General features: G+C 30.7%; 16 protein-coding genes. All 16 read left to right on the top strand.

Annotation, left to right across the window (positions count from 1 at the left end; translation table 11 throughout):
• The first annotated feature begins 150 nt into the window (after positions 1-150).
• Positions 151-894 carry a GNAT family N-acetyltransferase gene (locus ACQ5J2_RS07400; protein ID WP_432673080.1) on the top strand — a complete coding sequence of 248 codons (744 nt, stop codon included), beginning with the start codon at positions 151-153 and terminating at the stop codon, positions 892-894.
• Positions 881-2,017 (top strand): dTDP-4-amino-4,6-dideoxygalactose transaminase, encoded by a 1,137-nt coding sequence (gene rffA, locus ACQ5J2_RS07405; RefSeq protein WP_432673081.1) that lies wholly within the window; start codon positions 881-883, stop codon positions 2,015-2,017. The genes ACQ5J2_RS07400 and rffA overlap by 14 nt, the downstream gene beginning before the upstream one ends.
• On the top strand, positions 2,010-3,179 hold the full coding sequence (locus ACQ5J2_RS07410) for a TDP-N-acetylfucosamine:lipid II N-acetylfucosaminyltransferase (RefSeq protein ID WP_432673082.1): 1,170 nt from the start codon (positions 2,010-2,012) through the stop codon (positions 3,177-3,179). The genes rffA and ACQ5J2_RS07410 overlap by 8 nt, the downstream gene beginning before the upstream one ends.
• Positions 3,157-4,446: an MOP flippase family protein gene (locus tag ACQ5J2_RS07415; RefSeq protein WP_432673083.1), complete on the top strand. Its 1,290-nt coding sequence runs from the start codon at positions 3,157-3,159 to the stop codon at positions 4,444-4,446. Before ACQ5J2_RS07410 ends, ACQ5J2_RS07415 begins: the two co-directional genes overlap by 23 nt.
• Before the next feature lies 1 nt (position 4,447).
• Positions 4,448-6,148 (top strand): hypothetical protein, encoded by a 1,701-nt coding sequence (locus ACQ5J2_RS07420; protein WP_432673084.1) that lies wholly within the window; start codon positions 4,448-4,450, stop codon positions 6,146-6,148.
• A gap of 10 nt (positions 6,149-6,158) precedes the next feature.
• Positions 6,159-7,397, top strand: a complete 1,239-nt coding sequence (locus ACQ5J2_RS07425; RefSeq protein WP_432673085.1) for a hypothetical protein — start codon at positions 6,159-6,161, stop codon at positions 7,395-7,397.
• Entirely contained in the window at positions 7,354-8,493 is a 1,140-nt protein-coding gene (locus tag ACQ5J2_RS07430; protein WP_432673086.1) for a hypothetical protein, read from the top strand. Before ACQ5J2_RS07425 ends, ACQ5J2_RS07430 begins: the two co-directional genes overlap by 44 nt.
• 185 nt (positions 8,494-8,678) lie before the next feature.
• Positions 8,679-9,839, top strand: coding sequence for a glycosyltransferase family 4 protein (locus ACQ5J2_RS07435; protein ID WP_432673087.1), 1,161 nt, complete (start codon positions 8,679-8,681; stop codon positions 9,837-9,839).
• Between the two features lie 15 nt (positions 9,840-9,854).
• Complete coding sequence (locus ACQ5J2_RS07440; RefSeq protein ID WP_432673088.1) at positions 9,855-10,463, top strand: CatB-related O-acetyltransferase; 609 nt, start codon at positions 9,855-9,857, stop codon at positions 10,461-10,463.
• Positions 10,464-10,507: 44 nt separating this feature from the next.
• Positions 10,508-11,653 carry an N-acetyl sugar amidotransferase gene (locus ACQ5J2_RS07445; protein ID WP_432673089.1) on the top strand — a complete coding sequence of 382 codons (1,146 nt, stop codon included), beginning with the start codon at positions 10,508-10,510 and terminating at the stop codon, positions 11,651-11,653.
• A complete protein-coding gene (hisH, locus tag ACQ5J2_RS07450; protein WP_432673090.1) occupies positions 11,650-12,264 on the top strand; it encodes an imidazole glycerol phosphate synthase subunit HisH in 615 nt (204 codons plus the stop codon). Before ACQ5J2_RS07445 ends, hisH begins: the two co-directional genes overlap by 4 nt.
• 2 nt (positions 12,265-12,266) lie before the next feature.
• Positions 12,267-13,028, top strand: a complete 762-nt coding sequence (locus ACQ5J2_RS07455; RefSeq protein ID WP_432673091.1) for an AglZ/HisF2 family acetamidino modification protein — start codon at positions 12,267-12,269, stop codon at positions 13,026-13,028.
• Between the two features lie 5 nt (positions 13,029-13,033).
• The gene (locus tag ACQ5J2_RS07460; protein ID WP_432673092.1) at positions 13,034-14,068 is read left to right on the top strand and encodes a polysaccharide biosynthesis protein; all 1,035 of its coding nucleotides are present in this window, start codon (positions 13,034-13,036) and stop codon (positions 14,066-14,068) included.
• A 54-nt stretch (positions 14,069-14,122) separates the two neighbouring features.
• Positions 14,123-14,545: a WxcM-like domain-containing protein gene (locus tag ACQ5J2_RS07465; protein WP_432673093.1), complete on the top strand. Its 423-nt coding sequence runs from the start codon at positions 14,123-14,125 to the stop codon at positions 14,543-14,545.
• A 10-nt stretch (positions 14,546-14,555) separates the two neighbouring features.
• On the top strand, positions 14,556-15,674 hold the full coding sequence (locus tag ACQ5J2_RS07470) for an NAD-dependent epimerase/dehydratase family protein (protein ID WP_432673094.1): 1,119 nt from the start codon (positions 14,556-14,558) through the stop codon (positions 15,672-15,674).
• 24 nt (positions 15,675-15,698) lie between these two features.
• Entirely contained in the window at positions 15,699-16,841 is a 1,143-nt protein-coding gene (gene wecB / locus ACQ5J2_RS07475; RefSeq protein ID WP_432673095.1) for a non-hydrolyzing UDP-N-acetylglucosamine 2-epimerase, read from the top strand.
• Positions 16,842-16,846 lie beyond the last annotated feature (5 nt).

The raw sequence follows: 16,846 nt of genomic DNA on the forward strand, positions 1-16,846 counted from the left end.
CTTCAATTAAAAAAATAGAATTTATCACTTCTTGAATTGAATAAAATCATAAAAATAGATGTTTCATTTGAAAAAATGAAATCAAGAGTATTTGGATTAGAATTTAAAATGCATTTATAAAATAACTATTTAAATAAAGATATCTTCGAAATGAAAATAGAAGCATTAGAATGGGATAGTAATTTTTTTAATTTAAGAATTGGCAGATTAATAATCGAAAATCAGCAAGATTTTGATGTTCAAGAATTTATTTTACAATCTACTCTGAATTTTGACTTAATATATGTCATTTCAAATTTTAAAATGCTTAATGCTAAAATTGTAGATGCCTGTAAATTAAATTTGACTGAAATAATGGTCACGATGTCAAAACCATTCAATAAAGATTTGTATTTAAATGAAGATGCGCCGTACGATTTTAGAAATGAATTTACCGAAAATGAATTAAAAGAATGCTACGGTATTGCTGAACAAGTAGCGTCTGTCTCGAGATTTAATCATGAACCTCTTATAGGTGAAAAACTGACAAAAAGTTTATATCGAAAATGGATTGACAATGCAGTCAACGCAAGTTTCGCCGATGGAATTTTTGTTGAAAAAAACAATGAAAATATTATCGGTATACATCTAATAAAAACAAGTCATGAAGAACAAATAGGTAGGTTTACATTAACTGCAATTGATCAAAAATTTAATAGAATGGGGTTAGGTTCAAAAATATGGAACCAATCTTATAATTATTGGGCAAAAAACAGTAATATAAATAAAATCTTAAGTCCCTTTTCATTTCAAAATAAAGAATCATTAAATTTTCACTTAAAGGCAGGATTTAATAAAGTAGAAGATTTAAAATATATTTATCATCTAACAACAAAAAAGAATGATACCATTTAATAAGCCATACTTAACAGGAAAAGAAATGCACTATATGTATGAAGCTGTTCATACAGGTAAATTGTCAGGTAATGGTAAGTTTACTAAAAAATGCCAAGAATTTTTTGAAGAAAAGTACCATTTTAAAAAATGTCTTCTCACAACTTCTTGTACTGATGCGCTCGAAATGGCGGCAATTCTGGCAAATATTCAACCTGGTGATGAAGTAATTATGCCTTCTTATACGTTCGTTTCCACTGCAAATGCATTTATTTTACGTGGTGCAACTATTATTTTTGTTGACAGTCGTAAGGATCATCCTGGTATTGATGAAGATTCAATTGAGGGTTTAATTACAGATAGAACTAAAGCAATAGTTCCTGTACATTATGCTGGAGTTGCTTGTGATATGGAAAAAATAATGAGTATAGCTAACAAATACAACTTGATTGTTATTGAAGATGCGGCTCAAGCGATAGATAGTTATTTTACATTTTCAGATGGTTCTAACAAGGCTTTAGGCAGCATCGGACAATTAGCAGCTTTCTCCTTTCACGAAACTAAAAATATTATTTCAGGCGAGGGAGGAATGTTAGCAATTAACGACGAAAAATTTTCGGCAAGAGCTGAAATTATCTGGGAAAAAGGCACAAATAGATCTGCTTTTTTTAAAGGTGAAGTCGATAAATATGGATGGGTAGATATGGGTTCTTCATTTTTACCTTCAGAATTAATTGCCGCATTTCTCTTTGCACAATTAGAAAATATTGATGATATACAACTACAAAGAAAAAAAATCTGGATCCAGTATTATAAGGGTCTTAAAGATTGGGCTGATAAAAATGAAGTAAAGTTACCTTCACTCCCAGACTTTGCTACAAATAATGCACACATGTTTTATTTAGTGTGCAAAAGTGTTGAACAACGAACAGAATTAATTGATAGATTAAAGAAAAACGATGTACTAGCTGTTTTTCATTATTTAAGTTTGCATAAAAGCTCTTTTTATAAAGACAAATACAACGGGAAAGATTTGAAATTATCAGATTATTATTCAGAAAACTTAGTGCGTTTGCCACTTTTTTATGAACTAACTGATATACAAATTAATCATATTATTGAATCTATTGTAAAAAATGGGTAAAATTCTACATCTAATTCCTGATGAAAAAGTCACTGATAATGTAATCGAAAATTTCTCATCAGTTACTAGTAATAATATATTTTTTATTTTAGAATACTCTGAAAGTAAAAAGTATTCAAAAATTATTCATGAAAATGTAATTAGAGGAAATGAATGCTTTTTTATTAGTAAAAACATTGACGCAGAAGTAGATACAATCATTGTTCACGGCCTAAATAATGTTTTTGCAAAACTGATTTTAGAAGTTGATTTAAAAATTAAAATTGCATGGATTGCCTGGGGATTTGACATTTATAATCTGCCTAAAATAATGGACAAATTATATGCACCACAATCTCGATTGTATCTAAATAAAAGTGATCCAAAACATTCAGTAATTACCTACGTAAAAAAGAATAAATTTTTAAGAAAAATATATTATAAAAAAATAAAGAAAACGGACGACTACTATACTATTTATGAGAAAGCTCATAGTAGAATTGATTTTTTCTGTAGTTTTATTTATGAGGATTTTGAACTATTCTCACGTCATTACCAGAATAAGTTACTATTTCAAGAAATCGGATATTTTTCAATTAGTCAATATTTAGTGGGTCAAAACGACTTGCGTATTAATATAAAGGCGAGAAATGTTTTAGTCGGAAATTCTAATTCTTTGGAAAATAATCATTTGGATGTTTTTAAAATTTTAAGTAAAAATGCATTTCTAGGAGATGTTATTGTGCCTTTAAGTTACGGGAAAGCCGATTTCTATAAGGAAACGGTACTGCTTGAAGGAAAATCGTTATTGAAAGAAAAGTTCCATTCACTACTTGACTTTATGGATAGAAGTGCGTACCTAAATATTTTATCTGATTGTAGCACGGCAGTTTTTTATCATTACAGACAGCAAGCAATGGGTAATATTCTGGCGTTACTTTATATGGGTGTTAGGGTTTATTTTAGTGAAAAGAATCCAGTTTTTCATTATCTAAAAAGAATTGGTATAGTGGTTTTTAATTTCGATACTGATTTTGAATATTATAGCAATTCAATATTAGATGTAGAAAGTCAAAATATAAATAGAGCCATTCTTGATACTTTATTTCATGAAGATGTAATAAAAAGGCAACATATTAATTTAATAGATATACTAAATAATGTCCATAAATCAGGAGATTAAAACAGGCGTTAAGTGGACTACAATTAGCACCATTGTTTTAGCTGTTGTAGCGATACTGAAAATTTCGATTCTTACTCGTTTCCTGGACAAGAGTGATTTTGGACTCATGGCGCTTGTAACGTTTGTTATGGGTTTTATGGAATTATTTAATGATATGGGTTTGACTTCGGCCATATTACATAAACAGGATATTACCAAAAAACAATATGCAAGTTTATATTGGATCAATTGGTTCGCTAGTATTGTAATGTACTTAATTTTAATTCTAATTACAGGTCCTATATCTTCGTTCTATGATGAACCGTTATTAAATAATTTAATTCCTCTCATAGGTTTAAACTTATTGTTATCAGCCATTGGACGTCAATATAAAACTTTAGAACAGAAGAATTTACTATTCTATTCCGTTAGTCTAATTGATATTACTGCTGCAGTATTGTCATTGTTTTTATCAGTATTTCTTGCGGTTTTCGGCTACGGAGTTTACGCATTAGTTTATTCAGTAATTTTTCAAGCTGTTTTCTCTAATGTTTTATACTTAATAATTGGTGTTCGAAAATATGGCTTTCTCGTACATTTTAGATTTTATGAAACACGCGATTTCTTAAAAATTGGGATGTATCAAGTAGGCGGACAAATTGTGAACTACTTCAATCGAGATTTAGATATATTGATAATAGGTAAGTTTTTCCCGTCGGATGTTTTAGGCGGTTATAGTTTAGCCAGAGAACTTGTTCGTAGACCTTCGGCTTTTATAATACCAATCTTAAATAAAGTTGGAGCACCTACGTTATCAAAAATAAACACGGACAGTGCAAAATTAAAAGCGTATTATTTAAAAATGACCAATATTTTAGCAACTCTTACAATACCTTTATATCTACTTATTGCCATATTTGCTTACCCCATTACAATAATATTGTATGGTAAAGATTTTGTAGATATTACAATATTAGTTCAGTTATTAACTGTAAATATGATTTTTAGAATTGTCGGAGGTAATATTGGTAATTTAGTAATTGCAACAGGAAAAACAAATATCGATTTCCAATGGAATTTATTAACATTTTTTGTTACACCGCTATTTGTGTATATTGGCAGTCAATTCGGAATAAATGGTGTAGCTACGATGATGTCACTGAGTATGGTAATTCTTTTTGTGCCAGGGTATTACTTTATGGTTCGACGGATGATTGACGTGTCGTTAAAAGAATACACCAAAGCATTTTTTATGCTTAATTTCAAACAATTAATAAACTTAAGATAATATGCCAGGATTTAATTTTTTTTATAATAAAGAAAGCATTGAAATTAAGCGAAACAAAAATTTAGTTTTAGACGAGATACGTGGGAATAATTATCAAATAAACAGATTTACGCTAGAAAAATTTTTAGAAGATAAATTATTTATTGACAATGAAACCATCATCATTGTTTTAGAGGGAGTTATTCTAAATAAAAAAGAGTTACTTAAAAAATATAATTTTAAAATATGGTCGGAACTGGTTATTTTTTTAGCCAAAGAAAACAGTGAATTTTTCAACGAATTTAGAGGAACGTTTACGGGGCTAACGTTTTATAAAGAAAGGTTAGAATGGATTATTTATGCAGATCAGCTGTCCTCTAAGCATTTATATTATTTTCAATCAAATTCAGCTCTAATAGTTTCAAGTGAAATTGAGGATTTATATATCTATTTTAAAGAAAACAATATAGATTCAGAACTTGATATAAAGGCTGCAAATAATTTGCTGTCATACGGTTACATGCTAAACAACGACACATTGTCGTTAAATGTTAGAAAATTTGAGGCAGGAACCTTTTTAAATATTAAGAACAATCAATTTGAGATTAAACAATATTATAAATTACCATTAGCTCCTAAAAAAACAAATTTATCTGAAAGTGAGATACTAAAGCAAGTAGATATAAAATTTAGAACAGCCATAAAAAGACAGTTTGATAAAGATGTCGAGTATAATTATAAACACCTGGTTGCTTTAAGTGGTGGCTTAGATTCAAGAATGACTTCTTGGGTCGCTCATGAGATGGGATATGAAAATCAGCTTAATTTTACATTTTCACAAACCGATTATTTAGATGAAACTATTCCCAAAAAAATTGCTACTGATTTAAAACATGAGTGGATATTTAAAGCTTTAGATAATGGTATATTTCTCAAAGATATTGAGGAAATCAATCGGATGACTGGAGGAAATGTGTTGTATTATGGCTTGGCACACGGGAATAGTATGCTTAAATATATTAATTTTGAGGAATTAGGAATGTTTCATACAGGCATGTTAGGTGACGTTGTTATAGGTTCCTTTGTAAATAATTTTTCTCCTAAGGCTTTACAAAATTTAAGCGGTGCATATTCCAAGAATAATTTAATAAACGAAAATAAAGATGAAAGTCCAGAAGCTATTGAAAATAGGCTAATTTACCAGCGAGGAATTAATGGTGCTAATAACGGTTTAATCGCTCTTCATAAATACTCTGAGTCGATGTCACCCTTTTACGATATTGATTTTTTTGAATTTTGCTTATCAATTCCAATTCATTTAAGAATGAATCATGATTTATATAAAAAATGGATTTTAAAGTACTATCCAAAATCGGCTGACTATATTTGGGAGAAAACAAAATCAAGGATTGATAGTAAAGTTTTTAAAATAAAAATAAAAGGGCACCTATTAACTATTCCCGAAATCATATCAATCGGAAGTGCTAAATTGGGACTTATTAAAACCGGAATTTCTTCTAAAAATCACATGAATCCGTTAGAGTATTGGTACACTACAAACCCAGATATAAAATTATTTCAAGACAATTATTTCAAAATTAATATTAACAACATCTCAGATAAAAATTTAAAAGAAGTATGTACGGATTTATACAATAAGGGAAATGCATTGCAAAAAAACCAAGCCCTTTCATTAATTGCTGCAATTAAATTATTCTTCTAGCTCTAAAGGTATGAATATAGCAAACTTCATTTTTTATGTACTATTATTTATAGGTTTTTTTTTACCTACAAATAGTAGTTTAAATATTTCGTTACCAGGGGTATCAATTTTTGTTAATGAATTGGCATTTTTACTTCTGCCCGTAGTCAATCTTTTCTGCACAAACAAAAGTAAAAAGATACAAATAGGTTTGAAAATATCGAAATATATTATTTTGTATTTGATTCTTGTATTTCTTACAGAATTTATATTCAAATCAATAGTATTTAACCAATCTATTGGTGATGGATTTAAAGCATTTAGAATCGGTATACCATTCTATTCATCAATTTTATTACTTTATAGTGGCTTTAAGGCAGACATCAAAATAATTTGGAAAATTATTTTGTGGGCCGTTGTAATTTCAGTGCTTTTGTCAATTATTTCATTGTACATTGATTTACCTATCTATTCTGATACTGAAGACATGAGTGTTTTAGAATTTAATCAAGGTAGAGTTGTTAATTCAAATGCGGCATTTGGAATCATAGGTTTATATCTTTTGTTTGCAGATAAAGATAAATGGTATAATCAAGGGAAGTTAGTGAAATATGCAAGTATCTTAAGCGTCATTGCATTAGTATTAAGTTTTAATAGAACCTATTTGGCATTAATGGTTTTAGAGTTTGCTTATCTTGCGTATAAAACGTTGACCTTTAATTCAATTTTTAAAATTTTAGTGTACCCTTTTGTATTTTTAATAGTAACTTTTATAGCATATAATAATAATGTTTTGATTCAAAGACAAATTGACAATCGGATTTTATCTATTTTATTTGAAGAGCAAACACTTGCTGAGTCTGCGATTGATGGCAATAGAGATATGATATATGAAGGTATGCTAAGTAGAATTGAGGAAGGCTATTGGGTAATAGGACTTCCTTACAACGAGCCCATTTTTTTGAATAATTCTGCTTATGTTGCAAATGATGTTCCGATGAGTGTAACGGATACCTCGCCGATAAATGTGCTCTTGCGATATGGAATTATACCACTCTTATTTTGGCTTTTAATCCTAAAAACGATGTTCAAGAAAAATAAATCTCTTTTTTTTAGAACTGCACTAATAATTTATGCTGTAGCTTCTCTTAATTTAGATGCTTTGTTTAGACACAATTCTATCCTTTTTTTAATAATAATATTTTACCTTACAATTTTACCGCTACATGAAAAAAATTATTTTTATAGCAAAAACGGATTTAAACAATGATGGCAGAATTTTAAATCAAATAAAAATTCTTCAAAACTATTTAAAAGACCAGCTAAATCTGCATTTTATTGTATTGCCTGATAAAGAGTACGTAGGGGATCTAGGTCGTGGCGTTTTTTTATATAATTTACATATTTCTATAAGAAACAATCCTGCACTACGTATGTTTACCGTTGTAGAGTTTACAATTAAAGCATTACGAAAACTCATCGAACTCCAGCCAGAAATTATCCATATTCAAGATTATGAGGTGGTTTTGCCGGTTTATTTATATAAGAAATTTTTTAAAAAAAATGTTGTAATTATATTTGATGATCACGAGATGCCAAATGAAAATGAATCTCTACAAGGAAAAATTCTTCAGTATTTTGAACGAAAATTAATGAAAATATCGGATTATGTTATCTATGCAAATCAAGAAAGAAAAGAAATTTTAGACAAGGAGTTGAATATTATTAAAAGTACTTATTTTTTGAATTTACCCTATTTTGAAGAAAAAAACATATTGTCTAACGCCTCTATTGATAGGAATTATATTACAAAACTAGAAGAATTAAAAGCGTTTAAAGAGAAAGGTATTAATTTAATTATGCACCAAGGGCTTATTGCTGTTGAAAGAGGTAGAAAAAAATTAGCCGAATTTAGTAAATTTAATTTTGCAAATACTAAAATTGTCATAGTTGGTATATCCGAATTAGAATATAATTCATTTATAACTGAATTTACATTGAATAGAGATAATTTTTATTTTGTAGGAAGTGTTCCTTACACAATTCTTATTGAGTTTTGGAAATTAATGGATGCAACAATCATTATGTATTTACCTACCTATATTAATAATCGATTGTGTGCCCCAAATCGTTATTTTATAGCGTTAATGTACAATATTCCAACTATAGTGAATAAGGATAATCCTGTTTTATATAATTTTACAGAAAAGCACAATTCAGGATTTTATATTGAAAATATTACTTCCTCAATTCTTGTTAAAAAAGTTTTTAAGCATTCTTATTCAACGGAAGTTTTAGAAGATATGAAACATGAAGAAATCGAAAAATTTGAAGGTGTCTATGATAAAATTTTAAAATTGGTCTAATTTTCTAAATTATTAATTTATTTGTTAAGTCAGAAATACAACCTTTATTTAGAATTAATCGTGCTTATAAAATTAATAATTTAAACATAAATATTTTCGCTTGGAATGACTAATTTTGCAAGGTTGTTTTTTATAATTTTGGCATAATCCTTTAAATTCATCTTTAATTCTTTAAATTGATTTTTATGAAAATTGTTCACCTTTGTCTATCGTGTTTCTACATTGATGATTATTCATATCAAGAAAACATGTTACCAAAGTATCACGTCATTCAAGGTCATGATGTTGCAGTAATTGCTTCATTGGTGTCTTTCGATACTAACGGAAAACCATGTTTTTTAGAAGGAGAATCTACAAAGATTTGTAAAGATGGTTATAAGGTAATTAGAATTGATTACAAAAACCCATTTTATAAATTAAATAAATTTATACGATCGTATAATAATACATATAAAGTATTAGAAAAAGAAAAGCCAGATTTAATATTTATGCATGATTTTTCTTTTATGGATATTACGAAAGTAATTAAATATCTTAAAAAAAATAAAGAGGTAAAAGTTTTTGTAGACTGTCACACGGACTATATAAATAGTGCCCAAACATGGATTTCAAAGAATATTTTTCATCATCTCATTTGGAGATATTATGGTAGAAAATTAGCTCCATATGTCACTAAATTTTATGGTGTTACTCCTTTAAGATGCGATTTTTTAAAAAACGCATATAACATTGATGACGAAAAAATTGAACTTTTGGTTATGGGTGTAGATGATGAGTTATTAAATATCAAAGACAAAAATATCCTTAAAGAGCATTATAATAAAAAATTTAATCTAAATGAAAATGATTTTATAATTGTAACTGGTGGTAAAATTGATGAAAAAAAGAATATCCACTTAGTAATGCAGTCTATAATAAATTTGGATAAAAGAAACATCAAATTAATTGTTTTTGGTACAGTGGCACCTGAAATGCAGCATTTATTTGACAATTTAATGCTTAATGATTCAATAATATATGCAGGTTGGTTGAATTCTGAAACAATTCTTGACTATTTTATTATTGCCGATTTAGTTGTTTTTCCTGGTACTCACTCAGTTTTATGGGAACAAGCTGTCGGTGTCGGTACCCCATGTGTTTTTAAATACTGGGAAGGAATGACTCACATTGATGTTGGCGGAAATTGCGATTTTTTGTGTCATGATACTGCTGAAGAGATAACGGAAGTATTAAAAAAAATAATAAATGACGACGGCAAATATGAAAGTATGAGAAAGATAGCTGTTGAAAAAGGACTTAAAAAATTTGCATATAGTGAAATTGCTAGAACTGCAATAGAGCATTAATTTAAATATCTGAAAATGCTATCATATTTAGAATATCTTATTTCGAAAATAATAAAAAAGCTTCATTTTAAAGCGATTTTAAATAGTGAAATTCACAAAACCTCAAAGGTTTGTGCGGGAAGTCAACTCGTAAATGTGAAAATGGGTAAATATTCAGATGTAGGATATGATTGTACGATTATTAATACTGAAATTGGGGCATTTTGTTCTTTAGGTGCAAATATTGTTATTGGCGGTGCATCGCATACTATTGATTGGGTTTCCACATCACCTGTCTTTAATGAAAATAAAGATCACTTACCTAAAAAATTTTCTCGTCATAAATTTTCATTAGATTCAAAAACGATTGTTGGTAACGATGTTTGGATTGGGAATAATGTTATGATAAAGTCTAATGTAAAAATTGGTGACGGTGCAGTTTTAGGAATGGGAAGTATAGTTACAAAAGATGTTGGGCCCTATGAAATTTGGGCAGGAAACCCTGCTAAATTAATTAGAAAAAGATTTCAGGAGGATAAAATCAATAATCTACTTCACAGTAAATGGTGGGATTGGACTGATAAGGAAATTGAAAAAAAAGCATCTTTATTTAATAATGTGAATGCTTTTTTGGATAACAAATAAAGAAAATTTTTACTTGTATATAAAGATTAAAAAAAATAAATGTAATGGAAAGCACTAGACAATACCAAATATGTACTAAAACAATTATGGACACCACAGATCCTAATATTGTCTTTAATGAAAAGGGCGAAAGTGATTATTATGTAAACTATATCAATGAAATTCTTCCAAGCTGGAATACAGGCGAGGAAGACATGAAAGAATTAATGCAAACTGCAGAAAAAATCAAAAAAGATGGAAAAAATCGTGACTTTGATTGCATTATAGGTTTAAGTGGCGGTTTAGACAGTTCTTATGTCGCTTATGTTGCAAAAGAAATTATGGGACTTAGACCACTTTTATTTCATGTTGATGCAGGATGGAACACGGATAAAGCAGTAGGAAACATAGAAAAATTAGTAAATGGTCTCAACCTGGATTTATACACTGAAGTTATAAACTGGGAAGAAATGAAAGATTTGCAACGTGCATTTTTTAAATCTCAAATTGCAGATCAAGATATGCCACAAGATATTGCCTTCTTTTCTGGACTATACAAATTTGCCAAAAAAAACAACATAAAATATGTGTTAACTGGAGGTAATTTCAGCACAGAGTGTTGTAGAGAGCCAGAAGAATGGGGTGCTTATCCAGGAATTGATAAAAAATTAATTAAGGATATTCACGGTAAATTTGGTGGAAGAAAATTAAACTCATTTCCTATTGTAGATATAATTCAATATAAATTGTACTACAAATATGTTCTCGGTATGGAAGTTTTTAAACCATTGAATTTAGTACCTTATAATAAAAAAGAGGTTGAACAACTTTTAGAAGACAAATATGGTTGGGAGAAATTCCAACACAAGCACCACGAATCTAGATTTACTAGATTTTTTGAAGATTATTGGATGCCTAGAAAATTTGGATACGAGAAAAGAAGAGCTCATTTTTCAAGTTTAATTTTGACAGGACAAATGACAAGAGAACAAGCTTTAGAAAGGATTTCTAAGCCAGAATTAGACGACTTGACGCTCCAAAAAGAATTTGATTATGTTGCGGAAAAATTAGATTTTACACGAGACGAATTACAAGCAATTTTTGAAGGCGAAAATAAAACCTTTAATGATTACAAAAACAAGAGAGCGTTAATCGGATTAGGAGCTAAAACTATGCGTAAATTTGGATTAGAAAAACGATTATTTAGATGATAACATTAATTGATTACGGAGTTGGGAACATTAATGCTTTTGCCAATGTTTACAAACGCCTAAATATAGAAACGAAAATAGCAAAGACTGCTTCGGATTTAAAGTCAGCTGGAAAAATAATTTTACCAGGTGTCGGTTCTTTCGATTATGCCATGCAAAGGTTAAACAGTTCGGGAATGCGTGAACGACTAGATGAATTAGTTCTTCAGGAAAAAGTACCTGTAGTAGGAATTTGCGTAGGTATGCAAATGATGGGAAATAGAAGTGATGAAGGAGATTCTGAGGGCTTAAAGTGGATTGATGCTGATATTTTAAAATTCGACCCAGCTCTTATAAAATATGTAACTAAGCTTCCACACATGGGATGGAACGACGTAATTCCCACTAAGCCAAGCAAACTTTTTACCGGTTTAGAGAGTGAGAGTTTGTTTTATTTTCTTCATTCCTATTATTTTAAATGTAACAATAAAGATGACAGTATAGCTGTTTCTGAATACGGAGAATTATTCACATCTGCTGTTAATCATGAAAATGTTTATGGAATACAATTTCATCCAGAAAAGAGCCATCACTACGGTGAAATTTTACTTAATAATTTTGCTAAACTATAATTATGTTACGACCAAGAATTATTCCAAGCTTACTTGTTCATGATGGTGGATTGGTGAAAACTGTAAATTTCAAGAATCCAAAATATGTAGGTGATCCTATAAATGCTGTAAAGATTTTTAACGAAAAGGTCGTTGATGAATTAGCAATTTTCGATATTGATGCTTCAGTTCTGGGAAAAGAACCCAATTACAAACTGATAGAAAATTTAGCATTGCAATCTAGAATGCCTTTATGTTACGGAGGAGGTGTCAAAACTGTAGAACAAGCACAACGGATTTTTGGACTTGGAATCGAAAAAATAGCACTTAGTTCTGTGGTCTCACAGAATCCAGATATTATTATGGAAATTGCAAATAAAGTAGGTTCTCAAAGTGTGATTGCAGTACTTGATATTAAGAAAAAACTTCTTGGAGGCTACGAAGTATATATTCATAACGGTAAAAAAGCGACCGGAAAAGACCCCATAAAATTCGTCGAAGAACTTCAGTCATTAGGAGTTGGTGAGATAATTATTAACTCAATCGATCAGGATGGAGTTATGAAAGGATATGATTTGAATCTTATAAATAAGATTCGAGAAAAAATAAGTGTTCCATTGACCGTATTAGGTGGTGCAGGAAGTTTAGAAGATATTAAAAAAGTCATTGACACGCATGGTGTAATTGGTGTTGCAGCCGGAAGTTTGTTTGTTTTTAAAGGCAAGTATAAAGCGGTTCTTATTAATTATCCGAACAAAGCGGAGAAAGAAAATCTATTTAAATAAAAAGCATGAAAATACAAAATAAAACACTTTTAATCACCGGTGGTACGGGTTCTTTCGGAACAGCAGTACTTCATCGTTTTTTAGAAACCGATCATTTTAAAGAGATACGTATTTTTTCTCGCGATGAGAAAAAACAGGACGACATGAGAAACTTATACAAAACCGATAAAATTAAATATTATATTGGTGATGTACGGGACTACTCTTCTGTTGAACCCGCTACTCGTGGCGTAGATTATGTTTTTCATGCAGCTGCTTTAAAGCAAGTGCCTTCCTGTGAATTTTTTCCTATGCAAGCGGTTAAAACAAATGTGGAAGGAACACAAAACGTGATTCGAGCTGCAGCAAGTAATGGAGTGAAAAAAGTAATTTGTTTGTCCACTGATAAAGCAGCGTACCCGATTAACGCTATGGGAATTTCCAAAGCGATGATGGAAAAAGTCGCTGTAGCAGAAGCTCGCAATTTGAAAGATACTGTTGTTTGCCTTACTCGTTACGGAAATGTTATGGCTTCTCGCGGTTCAGTTATTCCACTCTTTTTGAATCAAATTCAAAAAGGCGAACCAATTACGATCACAGATCCAAATATGTCTCGCTTTTTCATGTCACTTGACGACGCCGTAGATTTAGTGCTTTTTGCATTTGAAAACGCCAATCCAGGTGATTTGTTTGTCAATAAAGCTCCTGCAGGAACAATTGGCGATTTAGCACAAGCTTTAATTGAATTGACAGGAAAAACGGTGCCGATAAAAATCATTGGAACACGTCATGGTGAAAAAGTTTATGAAACACTTTGCACCAGAGAAGAAATGGCAAAAGCAGAGGATATGGGCGATTTCTACAGAGTTCCAGCAGATAATAGAGATTTGAATTATGCCGCTTATTTTTCTGAAGGTGAAGAAGAAGTTGCCCGAATTGAAGATTATCATTCGCACAATGCGTCTCAAGAAGGAGTTGAAGGCTTGAAGAAATTAATTTCCACACTTCCATTAATTCGAAAAGAAATTTTTGGAGAAGAAGTTGCACAAATGCCTGGATAAGAAAGTTATCAGTAATCAGTTTTTAGTAATCAGTTGAAATTAGTTAGCTAAATAATGAAAATAAATCCAGCGATTTTAGAAGGAAAAGTACATACTGATTTAAGAGGTTCTCTCTTTTATAACAATGATTTTGATGCCAAAGAAGTAAGACGTATTTATTTTATTGAAAATAAAGACACCGAATTCGTTCGGGCTTGGCAAGGACATAAAATTGAACAACGTTGGTTTTCTGCGGTTCAAGGAAGTTTCGAAATCAAATTGATTGAAGTGGATAATTGGGAGCATCCTTCTAAAACCAGTATGGTTCATTCTTTTATTTTGAAAGCCAATCAGCTCGATGTACTGCATGTTCCAAAAGGATATATCAGCAGTATTCAAGCGTTAGAACCAAGTTCTAGATTAATGCTTATGGCAGATTTTTTAATAGGAGAAGTAAAAGATGAGTACCGCTTTGATGCGGATTATTTTAAAATATAAAAAGAAGAACATGTTAAAAGTTGGAATTACAGGGCAAAAGGGATTTGTAGGAACGCATTTATACAATACTTTGGGATTGCAACCCGAGGTTTTTGAAACAATTTCTTTTGAACGCTCTTTTTTTGAAAATGATGAAAATTTAGATGCTTTTGTTTCTAAATGTGATGTAATCGTGCATTTAGCAGCCTTAAATCGTCATAACGAACCGGAAGTTATTTACGACACGAACTTAAATTTAGTCCAACTTCTTGTTGCCTCTTTAGAACGGACAAATAGTAAAGCTCATGTGTTAATTTCTTCATCTTCACAAGAAGAACGTGACAATTTGTACGGTAAATCTAAAAAAGAAGGTCGTGAATTATTGGCCAATTGGGCTACTAAAGCTGGAGCAAATTTCACAGGCTTAATTATACCAAATGTTTTTGGACCTTTTGGACATCCGTATTACAATTCAGTAGTTGCCACTTTTTCACACCAAGTAGCGAATGGAGAAACTCCAAAAATTGAGGTTGACGGACAATTGAAACTAATATATGTTGGTGAATTAGTGGCAGAAATTATCAAAGTAATTCAAAACAAAACCAATAACTCAAAATATACTGTTGACCATACCAGTGAAGCCAAGGTTTCTGAATTATTGGCTTTGCTTCAAGAATATAAAACAACGTATCAAGAACAAGGACAAATTCCAGCAATAGCATCTACTTTCGAATTAAATTTATTCAACACTTATAGATGTTATATGGATATTGCGACTCATTTTCCTGTGAAGTTTACACAGCATACGGACCCAAGAGGGACATTTGTTGAAGTAATTCGGCTGGGTGTTGGTGGACAAGTTTCTTTTTCAACAACAGTTCCAGGAATCACTAGAGGAAACCACTATCATACTAGAAAAATTGAACGTTTCGCAGTAATTAAGGGAAAAGCCTTAATTCAACTTCGGAAAATCGGAACCGATGAAGTTCTAGATTTTTATTTAGACGGTAATGAACCTTCGTATGTGGATATGCCAATTTGGTACACCCATAATATCAAAAACATTGGTGATGAAGTATTGTATACCAATTTTTGGATTAACGAATTTTTTGACACAAATGACCCCGATACTTATTTTGAAAATGTATAATTTTCATCTAAATTAAAACAAATAATGAAAGCACAATTAAAAGTAATGACCGTTGTAGGTACTCGTCCAGAAATTATAAGACTATCTCGAGTAATGGCAGCTTTAGATAATTCAGAAGCAATTGAACATATAATCGTACATACAGGACAAAATTATGATTATGAACTAAATCAGATTTTCTTTGACGATTTAGGTATTCGCAAGCCCGATTTTTTCCTTGATGCAGCAGGTAAAACTGCTACAGAAACTGTAGGGCAAATTTTAATTAAAATTGACCCGTTATTAGAATCACAACAACCTGATGCATTCTTAGTTTTGGGTGACACGAATAGTTGTTTGTGTGCTATTCCAGCGAAAAAGAGACACATTCCAATTTTTCACATGGAAGCGGGTAATCGTTGTTTCGACCAACGTGTTCCTGAGGAAACAAACCGGAAAATTGTAGACCACGTTTCAGATATTAATTTGACTTACAGTGATATTGCTAGAGAATATTTGCTTCGAGAAGGATTGCCTGCTGATAGAATTATCAAAACAGGATCGCCAATGTTTGAAGTTTTAAATCATTATTTGCCATCCATTGAGTCTTCGGATGTTTTACAAAGATTGGAATTGGAAGAAGGAAAATTCTTCGTTGTTTCTTCACATAGAGAAGAAAATATCAACAGCGAAAAAAACTTTCACGGTTTGATGAACAGTTTAAACCTTATTGCTGAAAAATATGATTATCCAATTATTGTAAGTACGCATCCACGGACTCGTAACATGATTGAAAAGAAAAATATTCAGATGCATAAAAATGTACAATTTTTAAAACCGTTGGGATTTAATGATTATAATGCTTTGCAAATGCGTTCATACGCTGTGTTGTCAGATTCGGGAACTATCTCTGAGGAATCTTCTACTTTGAATTTCAGAGCATTGAATATACGAGATGCTCATGAACGTCCAGAGGCAATGGAAGAAGCTTCTGTTATGATGGTTGGTATGAATCCAGAACGAATTATGCAAGGACTTGTACAACTGCAATATCAAAAAATAGGTATAGAAAGAAATTTTCGTTCCGTTGCAGATTATTCAATGCCAAATGTATCTGAAAAGATGGTTAGAATAATTTTGAGTTATACCGATTATATTAAAAGAACGGTTTGGTCTGAAGAAATTTAGTAAGG

Source organism: Flavobacterium sp. SM2513 (assembly GCF_050908145.1).
Classification (GTDB): domain Bacteria; phylum Bacteroidota; class Bacteroidia; order Flavobacteriales; family Flavobacteriaceae; genus Flavobacterium.

Coding starts and splice junctions, on each gene's coding strand:
- wecB (WP_432673095.1), top strand. CDS start 15,699: ATGAAAGCACAATTAAAAGTAATGACCGTTGTAGGTACTCGTCCAGAA.
- ACQ5J2_RS07410 (WP_432673082.1), top strand. CDS start 2,010: ATGGGTAAAATTCTACATCTAATTCCTGATGAAAAAGTCACTGATAAT.
- ACQ5J2_RS07445 (WP_432673089.1), top strand. CDS start 10,508: ATGGAAAGCACTAGACAATACCAAATATGTACTAAAACAATTATGGAC.
- ACQ5J2_RS07440 (WP_432673088.1), top strand. CDS start 9,855: ATGCTATCATATTTAGAATATCTTATTTCGAAAATAATAAAAAAGCTT.
- hisH (WP_432673090.1), top strand. CDS start 11,650: ATGATAACATTAATTGATTACGGAGTTGGGAACATTAATGCTTTTGCC.
- ACQ5J2_RS07460 (WP_432673092.1), top strand. CDS start 13,034: ATGAAAATACAAAATAAAACACTTTTAATCACCGGTGGTACGGGTTCT.
- ACQ5J2_RS07415 (WP_432673083.1), top strand. CDS start 3,157: ATGTCCATAAATCAGGAGATTAAAACAGGCGTTAAGTGGACTACAATT.
- ACQ5J2_RS07420 (WP_432673084.1), top strand. CDS start 4,448: ATGCCAGGATTTAATTTTTTTTATAATAAAGAAAGCATTGAAATTAAG.
- ACQ5J2_RS07465 (WP_432673093.1), top strand. CDS start 14,123: ATGAAAATAAATCCAGCGATTTTAGAAGGAAAAGTACATACTGATTTA.
- ACQ5J2_RS07400 (WP_432673080.1), top strand. CDS start 151: ATGAAAATAGAAGCATTAGAATGGGATAGTAATTTTTTTAATTTAAGA.
- ACQ5J2_RS07455 (WP_432673091.1), top strand. CDS start 12,267: ATGTTACGACCAAGAATTATTCCAAGCTTACTTGTTCATGATGGTGGA.
- ACQ5J2_RS07425 (WP_432673085.1), top strand. CDS start 6,159: ATGAATATAGCAAACTTCATTTTTTATGTACTATTATTTATAGGTTTT.
- ACQ5J2_RS07435 (WP_432673087.1), top strand. CDS start 8,679: ATGAAAATTGTTCACCTTTGTCTATCGTGTTTCTACATTGATGATTAT.
- ACQ5J2_RS07470 (WP_432673094.1), top strand. CDS start 14,556: ATGTTAAAAGTTGGAATTACAGGGCAAAAGGGATTTGTAGGAACGCAT.
- ACQ5J2_RS07430 (WP_432673086.1), top strand. CDS start 7,354: ATGAAAAAAATTATTTTTATAGCAAAAACGGATTTAAACAATGATGGC.
- rffA (WP_432673081.1), top strand. CDS start 881: ATGATACCATTTAATAAGCCATACTTAACAGGAAAAGAAATGCACTAT.